The organism is Paracoccus onchidii, from assembly GCF_028294535.1.
Lineage (GTDB): Bacteria > Pseudomonadota > Alphaproteobacteria > Rhodobacterales > Rhodobacteraceae > Paracoccus > Paracoccus onchidii.
In genome coordinates, this window is sequence record NZ_JAQBIE010000025.1 from 24,152 (window position 1) to 39,171 (window position 15,020).

Below are 15,020 nucleotides of genomic sequence, written 5' to 3' on the forward strand. Positions count from 1 at the left end.
GATGCACATCACCATCATCTTCGGATGTGCCTGCCATGCAGGGCATGAGCGAACGCGCCTATGCGGCCCATGCGGGGGTGTCGCGCGGGGCGATCCAGAAGGCGCGGAAAAGCGGTCGGCTGGTCCTCTTCGCCGATGGCTCCATCGACGCAGCCGCGTCCGACGCCCGCCGCGCGGCGACGACCGATCCGGATCAGCAGAACCGGGCGAAGGGCGGCACAGCGCGGCAAACGCCGCCACCGGAACGGGCCTCGCGCCCCGCCGACAACCTCGCCGCGCCCTCAATCTCCGGCCCGGGCGACAGTTCCTCCTATCTGAAGGCCCGGACGGCGCTGACGGTCTATCAGGCGCAGGAGCGTCAGATCGCCATCCAGAAGAAGAAGGGCGTGCTGGTCGACCGGGCGCGGGCCGAGACGCTGGTCTTTCGCCTCGCGCGTCAGGAACGCGATGCCTGGGTGACATGGCCCGCCCGCGTCGCCGCGATCATGGCGGCGGAACTCTCGGCCGAGATGGAAAAGACCACCGGGGAAGCAATGAGCATCGGCACCGGGGTGCTGCAGAGGGTGCTGGAAGCCCATGTCCGAGACCAGCTTGCCGCCCTCGCCGATCTCAAGGTTTCTCTTGAATGATGAGGATGGGACCGACGATGACGGGATCAACGGGCACGCACCCGACCTGAGTTTCGACGGCGCCGAGGACATGTTGCGCGCTTGGTCGCGCGGGATCCGGCCCGATCCGGATCTGACGGTGTCCGAATGGGCCGACAAGCATCGCTGGTTGTCCTCTCGCGCCGCCGCCGAACCCGGACGCTATCGCACCGCGCGCACGCCCTATCTGCGCGACATCATGGATGCGCTCTCGCCCGGGCATCCGGCGCAGCGGATCAGCTTCATGAAAGCCGCGCAGGTCGGCGCGACCGAAGCGGGCAATAACTGGATCGGCTTCGTCATCCATCACGCCCCGGGCCCGATGCTGGCGGTGCTGCCGACGGTCGAGATGGCCAAGCGCGCCTCCCGCGGGCGGCTCGATCCGCTGATTGCGGATTCGCCTGCGCTCCGGGAACGGGTCAGCCCGGCCCGATCCCGCGATGCCGGGAATTCGATGCTGTCCAAGGAATTCCCGGGCGGCATTCTGGTGCTGACAGGGGCGAACAGCGCGACCGGGCTGCGGTCGATGCCCGCGCGCTATCTGTTTCTGGACGAGATCGACGCCTATCCGCCCTCCGCCGACGAAGAGGGCGATCCGGTGACACTGGCCGAGGCCCGCAGCACCACCTTCGCCCACCGTCGAAAGGTGTTTCTGGTCTCGACGCCCACGATCCGGGGGCTCAGTCGGATCGAGCAGGAATTCGAGGCCAGCGATCAGCGGCGCTTCTTTGTCCCCTGCCCGCATTGCGGGGCGATGCAATGGCTGGAATTCGAACGGCTGCGCTGGGAGAAGGGTCGGCCGGAGACCGCCGCCTATGCCTGCAATGCCTGCGATACCCTAGTCGCCGAGCATCACAAGACCGCCATGCTGGAGGCGGGCGAATGGCGCGCGACGGCGGTTTCGGCTGACCCCGCCCATGTCGGCTATCACCTCTCCGCCCTTTATTCCCCCATCGGCTGGAAGAGCTGGGAGCAGATCGCGCGGGAATGGCTGGCCGCGCAGGGCAATGACGAGATGCTGCGCGCGGCGCGCAATACGCTGCTGGGCGAGACCTGGGTCGAACGCGGCGAAGCGCCGGAATGGCAGCGGTTGGCGGATCGCCGTGAAGTTTTTGGTGGCCAGATCCCCGAAGGCGGGCTGTTCCTGACGGCAGGGGCCGATATCCAGAAGGACCGCATCGAGGTCGATATCTGGGCCTGGGGGCGCGGGCTGCAGAGCTGGCTCGTCGATCACATCGCTATCCCGGGCGGGCCGGACAGTCCGGCGGCATGGGCGGAACTGACAAAACTGCTCGGCCGCACATGGCAGCATGCAAATGGCGCGGTCATGCCGATTGCAAAGCTCGCCATCGATACCGGCTATGAGGCGGCGGCGGTCTATGCCTGGGCGCGGGCGCAGGGGTTCGAGCAGGTCGCGCCGGTGAAAGGGCTGGAAGGCTTCAACCGGGCAACGCCGGTGTCGGGGCCAACCTTCGTCGATGCGACGGTGGGCGGCAAGCGCCTGCGGCGCGGCGCCCGGCTCTGGTCGGTCGCCACGGCCACCTTCAAGATCGAAACCTATCGCTTCCTGCGGTTGGAACGGCCCGAAGAAGATCAGCCAGATCCGCCGGGGATGATCCATCTGCCGGACTGGGCCGACAGCGAATGGCTGAAGCAGCTGGTGGCCGAACAACTGGTCACGGTCCGCAACAAGCGCGGCTATGCCCGCCAGGAATGGCAGAAGCTGCGGGAACGCAACGAGGCGCTGGACACCCGGGTCTATGCCCGCGCTGCCGCCTGGATCATGGGCGCAGATCGCTGGGACGAGCGGATGTGGCGGCAGCTGGAGGATCAGGCCGGGGTCGCCACCCGTGCCGACGCGACTGACACCGATGCGGCTGAACCGATGGCGGACCCGCCTGCCCGACAGGCGGGCGCGCCGCCAACCACGCCACGCCGCAAGCGGCAGACTTACACACCGCGTTTCATGAGGTGAGAGATGGAAATCGACCGGATGCGGGCGCTGCTCGGCGCACTGCAGGAGGCCCGCTTCAGCGGGCTGCGCAGCGTCAGCTACGACGGCAAAACCCTGACCTATGGTTCCGATGCCGAACTGGCAACCGCCATCGCCGATCTGGAAGCGCGGATTGGACGGGCATCCGGGACAACCCGTCGTCGGCGCTGGGGCACCATCGCCACGAAAGGGCTCTGAACCATGGCATTCGACGGCATCCGCGCGCGTCTCGGTGCAATTATCGGCGGGTTCGACGCGGCGCAGTCCCATCGTCGCTTGCGCGGTTTCCGGGCCAGCCGCGCCCATGTGAACACGCTGATCGCAAGCGCAGGCGAGACCATCACGGCGCGGGCTCGTTGGCTGGCGCGGAACAATGGTTATGCGTCCGGGGCCGTGGAAGCTTTCGCCAGCAATGTCGTCGGCGACGGCATCAAGCCCTCATCGTCGATTGCGAATGCGGCGCAGAAGGAGGCACTGCAGAAACTCTGGCTCGCCTGGACGGACGAGGCCGATGCCGAAGGTCTGACGGACTTTTATGGCCTGCAGCGCCGCGCCGCCCGCGAGCTGTTTCTGGCGGGCGAGGTGTTTCTGCGGTTGCGCCCGCGACGGCCCGAGGACGGGCTTTCGGTGCCGCTGCAGCTGCAGATGCTGCCCTCGGAAATGCTGCCGATGGACCTGAACCGCGAACTGCCCGGCGGCGGGACCATCCGTCAGGGCATCGAATTCGACGGCATCGGGCGCCGCGTCGCCTATCACCTGCTGCGCCGACATCCGGGCGACATGACCGATCCGGGGCTGGTGGGCGAAACGGTGCGCGTTCCCGCCTCGGAGATCATCCATGCGCTGGACCCGGTCGAGGCCGGTCAGCTGCGCGGGGTGTCGCGCTTTGCCCCGGCCATCGTCAAACTCTTCACCCTCGATCTCTATGACGATGCGGAACTGGAGCGGAAGAAGACCGCGGCAATGTTCGCCATGTTCATCACCTCGCCCGCCCTGGAAACGCCGCTGGAACCGGCCGAGGAGGATCTGGAGGTCGAGCCCGGTCAGGTCGTCCGCCTCGATCCGGGCGAGGATGTCTCGACACCCGCAACGCCAGACTCGGGGTCCACCTATGAGCCCTTCCAGTACCGGACCTTGCTGCAGATCGCCGCCGCGCTGGGTATTCCCTATCCGTATCTGACCGGAGATGCCGCGCGCGGCAATTTCTCGAACACCCGCGTGGCGCTGCTCGATTTCCGCCGCCGGGTCTCTTCTATCCAGCACAGTGTGATTATCCATCAGCTCTGCCGCCCGGTCTGGCAGCGCTGGATGGACCTCGCGGTGCTGTCCGGCGCCATCGATCTGCCCGGCTATGACCGCCTTCGCTGCGCATACCAGTCCGTCAGCTGGCTTCCGACGCGCTGGGACTGGGTCGATCCGATGAAGGATGCCTCGGCCGAGATCCTGCAGATCGAAGCGGGCCTCAAATCCCGCAGCCAGGCCATTTCCGAACGCGGCTATGACGCCGAACAGGTCGACCGCGAGATCGCGGCGGAACGCAAACGCGAGGCGGCGCTGGGCCTCGATTTCCGCCGCCCCGGCTCGCCCGCGCAGGGGCCGAAGGGCGAGGCCGGGTCCGAGGCAAGCGATGCGACCGGTGATCGCGACGACGATCCGGACGCGGACAGCAGTGACAACGATGCCAAACCCGTGGAGGACCGCTGATGCATCATGCCCAGATCGCCCAGCGCGCTTTCGACACGCCGCTGATGATCGCCCCGGCCAAGGCACTGGCCTTTCTCAGCGGCCTTGGACCCCGCATCACCGGGCGGGAGATCAGCTTTGACGGCGCGTTGCTCGCCGAACCCGACCTGACGGCGGCGCGGCAGACGGCCCACGCGTCGCTGATCGGCGGCGACCTCGCCCAGCGCCATGGTGACGATATCAATGCGCCGTTCACCATCATCGACGGTGTGGCGGTGATCGCCATTGCCGGAACGCTGGTGCATCGCGGCGCCTGGATCGGCCAGAGTTCGGGCCTCACCTCCTATGAGGGGCTTGCCGCCCAGATCGATGCGGCAGTTTCTGACAAGGCCATTCGCGGCATCGCGCTGGAAATCGACAGCTTTGGCGGCGAGGTGGCCGGGGCCTTCGATCTCGCCGACCGGATCCGTGCCGCGCGCGATGCAAAGCCGGTTCACGCCTTTCTCGCCGAACATGCGCTCTCGGCCGGTTACGCGCTGGCCTCGCAGGCGACCCGCATCACCCTGCCCCGCACCGGGGCGGCGGGCAGTATCGGTGTCATAACCATGCATACCGACATGTCCGGGATGCTGGCGCAGAAGGGCGTCGCGGTGACGCTGATCCATGCTGGGGCTCGGAAAGCCGACGGCAATCCCTATGCGGCGCTGCCCGAGGGCATCCGCGACCGGCTGCAGGCCGAGCTTGAGGATCTGCGGAGCCTCTTCGCCGAGACGGTCGCCGCCGGGCGCGGTGCCAGGATGACCAAGGACGCGGCGCTCGCCACCGAGGCCGCGATCTTCCGGGGCCCGGCAGCCGTCGGGGCCGGTCTGGCCGATGCCGTGGCCGATCCCCGCGCCGCCTTCCGCGCCTTTGCCGACAGTCTCGGCCGCCCGGTTCCGCCGGTCGGACGGGCACCACAACGCCAGACCCTTTCAAACCCCAAACAGGAGATGATCATGAGTGATAAGACGGATGAAGATGCCCGGACGCCGGACCAGCAAGACCCGAAAGCAGCTGCGACCACGGCGCCGTCGGCACAGGAACCGGCGGCAGAGCCTCCCGCGCCCGGCGCCGCAACGACTGCCACCCCGGTCAATGCCACCGCCGATGCCATCCGCGCCGAAGCTGCCGAAGTGGCCTCGATCTGCGCGCAGGCGGCAAAGCTGGGCATCACCCTGGACGCCGCCGATGCGGTCCGGCGCGGTGTAAGCCCCGACGCATTGCGCGGCCAGATCCTCGACAGTCTTGCGGCCAGAAGCGACGCGAGCGGCATTCTGGCCAGCGCGCCCGCGCCGACCAACAAGCCGAGCCCGCTCGTCGCTGCCGCCCGCAAATCCGCCGACAGCGCCCAGCGCTGATGCTCTGACAGATTCCGGAGACCCACATGCCCGTCCTGACCCAGCCGCCCTCCATGGGCGATGCGCTCAAATATGAGCTGAACCCCAACTATACCCGCGAGACCGTCACCCTCGCCGCAGGCACCGAATACCCGGCAGGCGCGGTTCTGGGCCGTATCTCCGTCAGCGGCCAGTACACCTTCGCCAGCCATGGTGGCAGCGATGGCGCGGAAACCGCCGTCGGCATCCTGCTCTATCCGGTCGATACGCGGCTGGCGGAAGCCACCGGCATTCTTCTGGCGCGTGGACCGGCGATCCTGTCGCGGGACGCCCTCTTCTACGATGGCAGCGTCGATGATGCCGCCAAGATCGCCCTGAAGCACGCAGAACTGACCGGGCTGGGCATCGTCATCCGCGACAGCGCCTGACCGGCGGCTGCCGTTGCAGCTGCGGCGCTTTCTTTCTTATCCTTCTTCCCGACAAGGTTTCCCCATGACCATCATCCGCAATCCCTTCGATGCCGGCGGCTATTCGCTGGCCGAGATGACGCAGGCCATCAATATCCTGCCGAACCTCTATACCCGCCTCGGCGAACTAGGCCTCTTCCGCTTCGAGGGGGTCAGCCAGCGCAGCGTCATCATCGAACAGATCGAGGGCGTGCTGAACCTACTGCCCTCGGTAACGCTGGGCGGTCCCGCCACCGTCGGATCGCGCGAGGGCCGCGCCATGCGCAGCTTCGCGCTGCCCTGGATCCCGCATGACGATGTGATCCTGCCCGCCGATATTCAGGGGGTTCCGGCCATCGGTGCAGGGGACGAGGCCGATCCGCTGGTCGCGGTCATGACCCGCAAGCTGACCCTGATGCGTCGCAAGCATGCCCAGACCCGCGAATATATGGAGATGAACGCGCTGCGCGGCATCGTGAAGGATGGCGCGGGCACCACCCTCTACAACTACTTCACCGAATTCGGGATCGCCCAGATCTCGGTCGATTTCGTTCTCGGCACCGCCGGGACCAACATTCAGGGCAAGGTCCGCGAGGTGCTGCGCGCTGTCGAGGACAATCTGCTGGGCGAAAGCATGTCGGGCGTGCATGCCCTGGTCAGCCGCGAATTCTTCGACAAGCTGATCTCGCACCCCAAGACCGAAGAAGCCTATAAATTCTATGCCGCGACCGGCGCCCAGCCGCTGCGGCAGGATGTGCGCCGCAACTTCCCCTTCGCAGGCATTCTCTTCGAAGAATATGCGGGTGCGGTGACCCTGTCGACCAAGGCATCGGAACGGCTGGTTCCGGCAAACGAAGGCATCGCCTTCCCGACCGGCACCATGGACACGTTTACGACCTATGGCGGTCCGGCGAACCTGCTGGAAACCGCCAATACCATCGGGTTGCCGCTCTATGCCCGCCAGCATCTCGACCCCAAGGGTCGCTGGATCGACCTGATGACCGAGGCCTCGATCCTGCCGGTCAACAAGCGGCCGCGTCTGGCGATCCGGCTGCACAGCTCGAACTGACCGGCCATGAACGCCTTCAGCGCCGCCATGGACCGCATCTTCGGCCATCCCGACATGGCAACCTCCGCCGTCTGGATCGCGGGAGGCACATCGGAGGAACGCCAGATCCGCCTCATCCGCCGCGCGCCGGACCGGATCACCGAATTCGGATCGGCGCGGATCCTGTCGGAGACGCTGACCGCCGATATCCGTGTCAGCGATCTCCCCGATCCCCGGCCGGGCGATCTGATCGTCATCGGTGCCGACAGTTTTTCCGTCCAGGGCGAGCCGATCCGTGACCGGGACCGGCTGATCTGGACGGTAGAACTGATACCTGCATGAGGCTGAAGCTGGATATCGATCCAGATCTCGTCGCCATGATGCAGGCCGAGATCAGGGCAGGCGAAAAGGCCGTGACCGGCGCCATGCGCGAGGCGGGCGTGGGCCTGAAGACCGCATGGCGCGGACAGATCACTGGGGCGGGACTGGGGCGACGGCTGGCGAATTCGATCCGCAACGCCACCTATCCGAAGGCGGGCGACAGCCTGAACGCCACCGCGCTGGTCTGGTCCAAAGCACCGGTGATCGTCGGCGCCCATAATGCCGGGCCGCTGATCCGCTCCCGCGACGGGTTCTGGCTGGCGATCCCCACGGAAGCCGCAGGAAAATCCCTGCGTGGCGGGCGCATCACCCCGGGCGAATGGGAGCGTCGCACCGGGTTGCGGCTGCGCTTTGTCTATCGCAGACGCGGGGCGAGCCTGCTGGTTGCAGAGGGGCGGCTGAACACCAAGGGGCGAGCGGTGGCATCGCGCTCCAAAACCGGGCGCGGGCGCACCACCGTGCCGATCTTCCTGCTGGTGCCGCAGGTCAGGCTGCCGAAAAGGCTGGATCTGGCAAGGGATGCGGAGCGGGCGGCGGCTGGGGTGCCGGGGAGGATCGTGGGGAGATGGGCGGAGGGGAAAATGAAATAGTGGCCCTCATGCCTGAGTATATCTGCGTCAGCACGATTATTGTCGAAAAGTCGCAAGCTTCGTCAGCACGAGGAGGGGATCAAGGTCATGAAACACTTCGTTGTTATTTGGTTCTGAGCGATGTTTAGCAAACACCTGTCCAAGGTACTGCTCTGCTTCAATCGCATCCAATACAGAGCCGATAGGTTGATCAGTATGTAGTGTCCACTGTGGCTCAGAGGACAGCCGATACTTGTTGAGGTCGTCCACACGCTGTTTTGCGTTCTGAGCATGCCCGATTTTGAGGACCCGACCGGCCTTACCCAACGTGGCGATATAGATGCTATTGATCGCATCGGCATTTGGTTCAACAGCATAGCCATTTAGGGCAAACGGGTGTTTTTGCCGCAATCTCTGCACACGGCTTGCCAATGTCTGATATCGCGGCGTCATAACCTCGAGTTCGGTCCCGCTCTCTTGAAGGAGTTGCCTCAGCGTTTGGGACAGGTCATCTCCGAGCTCTTGCAGAGTGGTAATAGCCTGCTGAGTATGCGTCTTGGCGGTGTAACCAGCCAAATATTTGAACTCTGGCGCGTTCCCGATGGACCATGCCCGAATAGGCTGAAGCGCAAATGGCCAGCGATAGCCACCATCGTCCAGTACGTCCCATGTATTTACTGCCTCAATCCCGAAAGCTGCAGTCGCGGCCGTGCTATGACTAATCTGCCACGCGCTTATGACCCGTCCTTTTATTTCTTCCGGGATCTGAACTGCAGGATCGCCCGGGTTTCGGCTCACAACACCGAAAACCAAATCACCTTCTTTGGTATTTTTGATAGCAAGGGTCCGGTTAGCCTTGCTGGTAAAGGTGATAGGCCCGCCGCGCTTGCCGGTGCTGCCCCAGACATATGTGTAAAACACGCCGGTCACTGAAACCTCTGTCCACTACCAGTTTCCATATATGCTAGCCGAAATGGTCATCTTCACAACATATCAGGCGGCGGCATGCCCACTCTTCGCGAAACCATCCTCACCACGCTGCACGCGCGGCTTCTGGAGCTGTCCGCCACCGCCCTGCGCAGCGACGTCCTGCCCGAACGCGTGCCGCCTGACGGCCTGCTGATCCTGCGCGATGGCGAACCAGGCGAGCCTGAGGTGACGCTGTCGCCGATTGCCTATCACTATCAGCACCGTGCCGAGATTGAGGCAGTCGTTCAGGGCGCCGACCGTGATGCGACCTTCGACACCGTCTGCGCCAGCGTCGGCGCGGTGCTCGCCGCCGACCGGACGCTGGGCGGTCTCTGCGACTGGGTCGAAGCTGAAGCGCCGCGTCCGGTCGATCTTCCCGTCGAGGGCGCGGCGAGCCTGAAGGCGGCAGTGATCCCGGTCATCCTGCATTACACGACCGCCGACCCGCTCGGCTGAACCACCCAAAATCGAGGAGAACACGATGGCACGAGCCCAGGGGGCGCGGGCGCAGATGGCGCTGGCGTTCGAGACCGTCTATGGCACGCCGCCGGTGGGCGGCTTCACGAAGATGCCCTTCGCCAGCACTACGCTCGGGGCAGAACAGCCGCTCCTGAACTCCGAACTGCTGGGCTATGGCCGCGATCCACTGGCACCGATCAAGGATGCGGTGACGGCCGATGGCGATGTCGTCGTGCCCATCGATGCCGAGGCGTTTGGCTTCTGGCTCAAGGCAGCCTTCGGAGACCCGGTCACCTCGGGCACCGGACCCTGGACGCATGAATTCCGCTCGGGGGCCTGGACGCTGCCCAGCCTCTCGATCGAGACCGGCATGCCCGAGGTGCCGCGCTATGCGATCTATTCCGGCTGCGTGCTGGACCAGCTCAGCTGGCAGATGCAGCGGTCCGGGCTGCTGACCGCGACCGCCCGTCTGGTCGCGCAGGGTGAGACTGTCGCCACCGTCAGCGCCGCAGGCACGCCCGCCCCCATCGATCTGAAGCGCTTCGGCCATTTCAACGGATCGATCACCCGCAATGGCGCGGCGCTGGGCAATGTCGTCTCGGCCCAGATCGCCTATGCCAACAATCTCGACCGGATCGAGACCATCCGCGCCGATGGCCGCATCGATGGCGCCGACCCGTCGATTGCCGCGCTGACCGGGTCCATCGAGGTCCGGTTCTCGGACAGCACGCTGGTGACGCAAGCCTTGGATGGCGAAGCCTGCGCTCTGGAATTTTCCTATGCCCTGCCCTCGGGTGAGAGCTTCACCTTCACCGTCCATGCCGTCTACCTGCCGCGCCCCCGGATCGAGATTTCCGGACCGCAGGGCGTGCAGGCCACATTCGACTGGCAGGCGGCAAGGGACAGCGCGCTGGGCCGCATGTGCACCGCCACCCTGATCAATGACCGCGAGGAATACTGATGCTGACACTCGACCTGAGCAATGAACCCCGCTGGCACGATCTTGCCCCCGGCGTCCGGGTGCAGCTGCGTCCGCTGACCACCGCGCTGATGGTCGCCACCCGCAGCGATCCGGATGTCGAAGCGGTTCCGGACGCGACCAGCGATGAGGCACGGGCGCTGATCTTCGCCAAGGCACTGGCCCGCCGCGCGGTGCTGGCCTGGGAAGGCGTTGGCGATACCGAGGGCAATGTCATCGCCCCAAACCCGAGAGCCATCGACGCTCTGCTGGACATCTGGCCGATCTTCGAAGCCTTTCAGCTGGCCTATGTCTCCAAGGGTCTGCTGCTGGAGCAGGAAAAAAACGTCTCCGCGCCCTCGCCGAGTGGTCCTTCGGTGGGGGCGACAGCTACTGCGCGGCCTGTGCGCAAAGCTGCCCGGACTGCCCGGGCCGCGCAAACCAGCCGCTGACATTCGAGGGCTGGCAGGTCTGGGATCTGGTCGGGCGTCTTGGCGGGCAGCTGCGGGTGCTGCCGGGCGCGGCGATCGGCTGGGATCTGAACGCCGCGCTGGGATTGGCCGCAGCGCTGGGCGTCCCGGCCCCTGCGGCGGCAGAACTGCTGCCCATCATCGAGGCCATATTTGTCAGGCAGGTCAATGCGAACACTGGCGAAAAGCATGACTGATCCCTACAAACGCCCCAAGTAATATGCGCAAACTGCGGCGGTGATAGATGATTGATTGGACCGAGATACCTAACGGCGACAGTTGGGAGCTATTCGCCCGTGACTTTCTCGCTGAGTTGGGCTTTGTGATTGACATTGGCCCGGGTCGGGGCGCCGATGCCGGTCGCGACCTAGTTGTCAGCGAACAGCTGCGCGGACGACTTCGCACCAAAAAGTTCACATGGTTGGTGAGCTGCAAGAATTTCGCGGTCAGCGATAAGTCAGTGGGTCCAGACCAAGAGAACAACATCACGGATCGCCTCAAACAGCACGATGCAGATGGATTTATAGGGTTCTATTCGACGGTACCTAGCAGCGGGCTAGTCGAGAGGCTGCAGCGCCTTGAGAAATCCGGAGACATCGCAGCCTTCGAGATATTTGACCGTAAGAAAATAGAAGGGCACTTTATTGACACCGGCATGTCGAAGCTGGCGCTCAGGTATTTTCCAACAAGCTATGCAAGAATGCGCCCGATACAAAAGTTCTTTGGAAAATATGAAGAGATCCTATGTGATGTCTGTGGAACGGACGCTCTCGCAAAAAGCGTCAGAACACCTTATTACTCAAACCTCGTATTGGCTTCACCGATCAACAATCATCGCCGATATGAAAGCCTTCATGTTGTCTGTAAAGGTGATTGCGATCAAAAGCTGCAGGCCCTTCTTTACAAGAAGGGGTTTATCACTCAGTGGGAAGACATTGGAGACTTGGTGAACCCAATACTTTTTCTAAAAAACATGCTGACGTACATGAATATTTTACACGACAGAGAAAAAGAGTTCAGCGACGAAGCCCATCAACGAATGAAGAATATTTACGTTTCCCTAGCGCAACGTACGTTGCGGGAGGTGAACAAAGAGGACGAAAAAAGGCTGGTAGATCTGGGAGAGGTGGAAGGCCTTTGATATATCTAGGTAGCTTTATGCTGAAAGTTTCCTAGTCTTTGACCTTGGGAACCAGCGTGACGCCCGGCAGCCCGCCGAAATGCGCGTCACAGGTCAGAAGTTGCGCGGCATGCGCCTGCGCGGTGGCGAAGATGATGGCGTCGGCCGTGGCCAGTTTATGGGCGCGGCAGGCCTCAGCAGCCGCCAGCGCGGTTTCGGTATCGAGCGGCACGACCTGACAGATCTGGGTGAAGGCGATGACCTGATCGGCCTTGTCCTCGCCGATCTCGCGGGTCAGCCATTTGGCAAGCTCCAGTTGCACCATGGTCGGCACCAGCCAGTCGGCCTGATCCGGCAGATGATCGGCCAGCTTGTCGCCGGTCGGCGAGGCGATCAGCCATTCGATCCAGGCAGAGGTATCGACGAGGATCATTCAGTGGCGGTCCTTGCGGTCGCGATAGCTTTCGGCATTGGCACCTTTCGCCAGCCCACGCAGCGCCTCTCGCGTCGGCACCGGCACCAGCAGTACCCCCGTGCCTTTCGGGATGAAGGCAAAGGTCAGCCCGGCCTCCCAGTGCTGGGCGGCACGGATCGCCTTGGGGATGGAGATCTGGAATTTCGTGGACAGGGTCGCAGTCTCGGCCATTCTCATACCCATCATTGATCGATGCGCAGAATGTAAGACGCGTATCGGTGAAGATCAAGGAATCCCTTCATGGCAGAAAAACGTGTCAGCGTCCGCCTCGCGGCGGTGGGCGGGCGGCAGGTGCGCGCCGAGCTGGAAGGCGTCGGCGAGGCGGGATCGCGCAGTTTCGGGCGGCTCTCGCGCGAGATGGAGGCCGCGAATGCCCGCATGGCCGGGTTTACGCGCAAGGTCGGTGTCGCGGCAGCCGCAGCGGTGGCCGCCGCCACGGCAGCGGGCATCGCCATGGTGCGATCCGGGCTCCAGACGGTGGATGCGCAGGCCAAGCTCGCCCAATCGCTCGGCACCACGGTTGCTTCTATCCAGACGCTGGAACGCGCGGGCGAGCTGGCCGGTGTGTCGATGTCCGGCATCGAACAGGCGACCAAGGATCTGACCAGGCGGCTCAGTCAGGCGGCGGCGGGTGGTGGTCCGGCGGCGGATGCGCTGGAACGATTAGGACTTACAGCAGGTGAGTTGCTGGCCCTGCCCTTGGATCAGCGGGTCGGCGCGATCAATGCCGCCATCGCCGAATTCGTGCCAGTTGCCCAGCGCGCGGCCGTCGCCGGGCAACTCTTCGGCGAAGAAGGCTCGATTGCCATGTCGCGCATCGACACCGCCACCTTGCGCCAGGCGACCGAGGATGTCCGCGCCTTTGGCGTCGTGGTCTCCGAACAGGATGCTGACAGGATCGAGCGGACGAATGACGCCATCTCGCGGCTGGGACTGGTCTGGCGCGGGCTCTCGAACCAGCTGGCGGTGGCTGCCGCGCCTGCGCTGGAAGCCGTGGCCGATGCCATGGCGGCGCTGGCCAGCCGGACCGGACCGCTGGGGATGGCGATCAGTGGGCTTTTCGACCAGATCGGACGTCTGTCCACCTATGCGGCCAGCTTCGCGGGTTTCATGGCTGGGCGATGGGTCGCGGGGCTCGCGTCGGCGGCACTCTCCGTTCGCGGTCTCGCCACGGCGCTGGTGGTTCTGCGCGGCGCGCTGATCCGCACCGGCATCGGTGCGCTGATCGTCGGTGCGGGCGAGCTGGTCTATCAGTTCACGAAGCTGGTCAAGGGCGCGGGCGGTTTCGGCAATGCCATGGCCCTGATGGGCGATGTGGCGAAGGCGGTCTGGGAGGGCATCAAGGTAACGGCCATGTCCTTCGCCGACGATTTCCGGGCCATGCAATCGGAGATCGAGGCGATCTGGACCAGGCTGATGGCATTCCTCGCCGGGAAATGGGCGGATTTTCTGGGGATGATCGCACCCACCTTCAACAAGGTCGCCGAGGAAATCGGCACGGATACCCGCATCGATGTGTTCGAAGCGCTGGGCCGAGCATCGATGCTGGAACATTCGGCCAGCAATTCGGCCCATATGGCAGGCCGTTATCGCGACCGGGCCAGTTCAAGCCGGGCTTCCGCCTTCGATGGCGTCGGACCGGCCATGGATGCCCTGCGCGCCGCGATGTCGGGCGGCGATGATGTCGACACCGAGGCATTGGACGTGGCGACCGAAGCCGCCGGGCGCTACGAGGATGCGCTGGGCGAGGTCGAAACGGCCGCAACCGGCGCGGGTGTTGCCGCAAAGGAGGCTGGAGCCGCAGGGAAGGCGGCGGCGGAAGAGGCCAGACCCGCGACCGAGGCCACGGCCACCGGCTGGAAAGCCGTGACCGAGGCACTGTCGGACTATGCGAAGAAGGCGAAAGATATCGGTGCCGATATCGGCCAGGCGCTGGTCAGCGCCTTCCAGAGCGCCGAGAATGCGGTCGGGGAATTCGTGAAGACCGGCAAGCTCGATTTCCGCGATCTGATCACCTCGCTGCTGGCCGATCTGTCGAAGCTGGCCGCGCGACGCTTTCTTCTGGGTCCGATTGCCAATGCGCTTTCGGGCGCGCTGGGCGGCGCAGGCGGGATTTTCGCCAGCATCATGCACACGGGCGGCATGGTTGGCGCCACGGGTCCAGGCCGCATGGTCCCGGCACTGGCCTTTGCGGGGGCATCGCGCATGCATTCGGGTGGCATGGTCGGTCTGCGCCATGACGAGGTGCCCGCGATCCTCCAGCGTGGCGAACGGGTGCTGTCGCGCCGCGAGGCGCAGGATTACGGCCAAGGCGTCACGGTCAACATCAACGCCCGCGACGCCGAGAGTTTTCGGCAATCCCGTACGCAGATCGCCGCCGATATCGCCCGCGCCGTCTCGCTCGGCCGACGTGGCCTCTGACACAA

Annotated in this window: 18 protein-coding genes; 15 read left to right on the plus strand and 3 right to left on the minus strand. The window is 64.7% G+C overall.

Annotated elements, in window-relative coordinates; all coding sequences use genetic code 11:
- Positions 1-35 precede the first annotated feature (35 nt).
- The 9 genes from PAF17_RS16280 (at position 36) to PAF17_RS16320 (ending at position 8,164) form a co-directional block, all read left to right on the plus strand.
- Positions 36-629 (plus strand): hypothetical protein, encoded by a 594-nt coding sequence (locus tag PAF17_RS16280; protein WP_271890153.1) that lies wholly within the window; start codon positions 36-38, stop codon positions 627-629.
- Positions 577-2,622, plus strand: coding sequence for a phage terminase large subunit family protein (locus tag PAF17_RS16285; RefSeq protein ID WP_271890154.1), 2,046 nt, complete (start codon positions 577-579; stop codon positions 2,620-2,622). The genes PAF17_RS16280 and PAF17_RS16285 overlap by 53 nt, the downstream gene beginning before the upstream one ends.
- A 3-nt stretch (positions 2,623-2,625) precedes the next feature.
- Positions 2,626-2,838, plus strand: a complete 213-nt coding sequence (locus PAF17_RS16290) for a phage head-tail joining protein (RefSeq protein ID WP_271890155.1) — start codon at positions 2,626-2,628, stop codon at positions 2,836-2,838.
- Positions 2,839-2,841: 3 nt separating this feature from the next.
- The gene (locus tag PAF17_RS16295; protein WP_271890156.1) at positions 2,842-4,344 is read left to right on the plus strand and encodes a phage portal protein; all 1,503 of its coding nucleotides are present in this window, start codon (positions 2,842-2,844) and stop codon (positions 4,342-4,344) included.
- Positions 4,344-5,720, plus strand: a complete 1,377-nt coding sequence (locus tag PAF17_RS16300) for a S49 family peptidase (protein WP_271890157.1) — start codon at positions 4,344-4,346, stop codon at positions 5,718-5,720. Before PAF17_RS16295 ends, PAF17_RS16300 begins: the two co-directional genes overlap by 1 nt.
- Before the next feature lie 26 nt (positions 5,721-5,746).
- On the plus strand, positions 5,747-6,127 hold the full coding sequence (locus PAF17_RS16305) for a head decoration protein (RefSeq protein ID WP_271890158.1): 381 nt from the start codon (positions 5,747-5,749) through the stop codon (positions 6,125-6,127).
- Positions 6,128-6,191: 64 nt separating this feature from the next.
- Positions 6,192-7,214, plus strand: coding sequence for a major capsid protein (locus PAF17_RS16310; RefSeq protein ID WP_271890159.1), 1,023 nt, complete (start codon positions 6,192-6,194; stop codon positions 7,212-7,214).
- Between the two features lie 6 nt (positions 7,215-7,220).
- On the plus strand, positions 7,221-7,535 hold the full coding sequence (locus PAF17_RS16315) for a head-tail joining protein (RefSeq protein WP_271890160.1): 315 nt from the start codon (positions 7,221-7,223) through the stop codon (positions 7,533-7,535).
- On the plus strand, positions 7,532-8,164 hold the full coding sequence (locus PAF17_RS16320) for a DUF6441 family protein (RefSeq protein ID WP_271890161.1): 633 nt from the start codon (positions 7,532-7,534) through the stop codon (positions 8,162-8,164). The genes PAF17_RS16315 and PAF17_RS16320 overlap by 4 nt, the downstream gene beginning before the upstream one ends.
- A gap of 36 nt (positions 8,165-8,200) precedes the next feature.
- Here PAF17_RS16320 and PAF17_RS16325 read toward each other — a convergent pair whose 3' ends face one another.
- Complete coding sequence (locus tag PAF17_RS16325) at positions 8,201-9,073, minus strand: GIY-YIG nuclease family protein (RefSeq protein WP_271890162.1); 873 nt, start codon at positions 9,071-9,073, stop codon at positions 8,201-8,203.
- 75 nt (positions 9,074-9,148) lie between these two features.
- Here PAF17_RS16325 and PAF17_RS16330 point away from each other — a divergent pair, with 75 nt between their 5' ends.
- The 5 genes from PAF17_RS16330 to PAF17_RS16350 are packed head-to-tail and all read left to right on the plus strand — an operon-like array spanning position 9,149 to position 12,140.
- Positions 9,149-9,568 carry an acyl-CoA transferase gene (locus tag PAF17_RS16330; protein ID WP_271890163.1) on the plus strand — a complete coding sequence of 140 codons (420 nt, stop codon included), beginning with the start codon at positions 9,149-9,151 and terminating at the stop codon, positions 9,566-9,568.
- Between the two features lie 25 nt (positions 9,569-9,593).
- The gene (locus tag PAF17_RS16335) at positions 9,594-10,532 is read left to right on the plus strand and encodes a phage tail tube protein (RefSeq protein ID WP_271890164.1); all 939 of its coding nucleotides are present in this window, start codon (positions 9,594-9,596) and stop codon (positions 10,530-10,532) included.
- Complete coding sequence (locus tag PAF17_RS16340; protein WP_271890165.1) at positions 10,532-10,981, plus strand: hypothetical protein; 450 nt, start codon at positions 10,532-10,534, stop codon at positions 10,979-10,981. Before PAF17_RS16335 ends, PAF17_RS16340 begins: the two co-directional genes overlap by 1 nt.
- A gap of 56 nt (positions 10,982-11,037) precedes the next feature.
- Complete coding sequence (locus tag PAF17_RS16345; RefSeq protein WP_271890166.1) at positions 11,038-11,196, plus strand: DUF7697 family protein; 159 nt, start codon at positions 11,038-11,040, stop codon at positions 11,194-11,196.
- Between the two features lie 47 nt (positions 11,197-11,243).
- Positions 11,244-12,140 (plus strand): hypothetical protein, encoded by an 897-nt coding sequence (locus tag PAF17_RS16350; protein WP_271890167.1) that lies wholly within the window; start codon positions 11,244-11,246, stop codon positions 12,138-12,140.
- Positions 12,141-12,171: 31 nt separating this feature from the next.
- On the opposite strand, the gene PAF17_RS16355 is transcribed toward PAF17_RS16350, so the two are convergent.
- Both PAF17_RS16355 and PAF17_RS16360 read right to left on the minus strand, forming a co-directional pair.
- A complete protein-coding gene (locus PAF17_RS16355; protein ID WP_271890168.1) occupies positions 12,172-12,552 on the minus strand; it encodes a type II toxin-antitoxin system VapC family toxin in 381 nt (126 codons plus the stop codon).
- Positions 12,553-12,765 (minus strand): AbrB/MazE/SpoVT family DNA-binding domain-containing protein, encoded by a 213-nt coding sequence (locus PAF17_RS16360; RefSeq protein ID WP_271890169.1) that lies wholly within the window; start codon positions 12,763-12,765, stop codon positions 12,553-12,555.
- 69 nt (positions 12,766-12,834) lie between these two features.
- On the opposite strand from PAF17_RS16360, the gene PAF17_RS16365 reads away from it, so the two are divergent.
- The gene (locus PAF17_RS16365) at positions 12,835-15,015 is read left to right on the plus strand and encodes a phage tail tape measure C-terminal domain-containing protein (protein WP_271890170.1); all 2,181 of its coding nucleotides are present in this window, start codon (positions 12,835-12,837) and stop codon (positions 15,013-15,015) included.
- Positions 15,016-15,020: the final 5 nt, after the last annotated feature.

Excerpts from the sequence above, each read along its gene's own strand:
- PAF17_RS16285 (WP_271890154.1), top strand. The coding sequence starts at position 577 with ATGTCCGAGACCAGCTTGCCGCCCTCGCCGATCTCAAGGTTTCTCTTG.
- PAF17_RS16295 (WP_271890156.1), top strand. The coding sequence starts at position 2,842 with ATGGCATTCGACGGCATCCGCGCGCGTCTCGGTGCAATTATCGGCGGG.
- PAF17_RS16310 (WP_271890159.1), top strand. The coding sequence starts at position 6,192 with ATGACCATCATCCGCAATCCCTTCGATGCCGGCGGCTATTCGCTGGCC.
- PAF17_RS16290 (WP_271890155.1), top strand. The coding sequence starts at position 2,626 with ATGGAAATCGACCGGATGCGGGCGCTGCTCGGCGCACTGCAGGAGGCC.
- PAF17_RS16360 (WP_271890169.1), bottom strand. The coding sequence starts at position 12,765 with ATGGCCGAGACTGCGACCCTGTCCACGAAATTCCAGATCTCCATCCCC.
- PAF17_RS16335 (WP_271890164.1), top strand. The coding sequence starts at position 9,594 with ATGGCACGAGCCCAGGGGGCGCGGGCGCAGATGGCGCTGGCGTTCGAG.
- PAF17_RS16300 (WP_271890157.1), top strand. The coding sequence starts at position 4,344 with ATGCATCATGCCCAGATCGCCCAGCGCGCTTTCGACACGCCGCTGATG.
- PAF17_RS16365 (WP_271890170.1), top strand. The coding sequence starts at position 12,835 with ATGGCAGAAAAACGTGTCAGCGTCCGCCTCGCGGCGGTGGGCGGGCGG.
- PAF17_RS16315 (WP_271890160.1), top strand. The coding sequence starts at position 7,221 with ATGAACGCCTTCAGCGCCGCCATGGACCGCATCTTCGGCCATCCCGAC.
- PAF17_RS16320 (WP_271890161.1), top strand. The coding sequence starts at position 7,532 with ATGAGGCTGAAGCTGGATATCGATCCAGATCTCGTCGCCATGATGCAG.
- PAF17_RS16280 (WP_271890153.1), top strand. The coding sequence starts at position 36 with ATGCAGGGCATGAGCGAACGCGCCTATGCGGCCCATGCGGGGGTGTCG.
- PAF17_RS16350 (WP_271890167.1), top strand. The coding sequence starts at position 11,244 with ATGATTGATTGGACCGAGATACCTAACGGCGACAGTTGGGAGCTATTC.
- PAF17_RS16355 (WP_271890168.1), bottom strand. The coding sequence starts at position 12,552 with ATGATCCTCGTCGATACCTCTGCCTGGATCGAATGGCTGATCGCCTCG.
- PAF17_RS16330 (WP_271890163.1), top strand. The coding sequence starts at position 9,149 with ATGCCCACTCTTCGCGAAACCATCCTCACCACGCTGCACGCGCGGCTT.
- PAF17_RS16305 (WP_271890158.1), top strand. The coding sequence starts at position 5,747 with ATGCCCGTCCTGACCCAGCCGCCCTCCATGGGCGATGCGCTCAAATAT.
- PAF17_RS16340 (WP_271890165.1), top strand. The coding sequence starts at position 10,532 with ATGCTGACACTCGACCTGAGCAATGAACCCCGCTGGCACGATCTTGCC.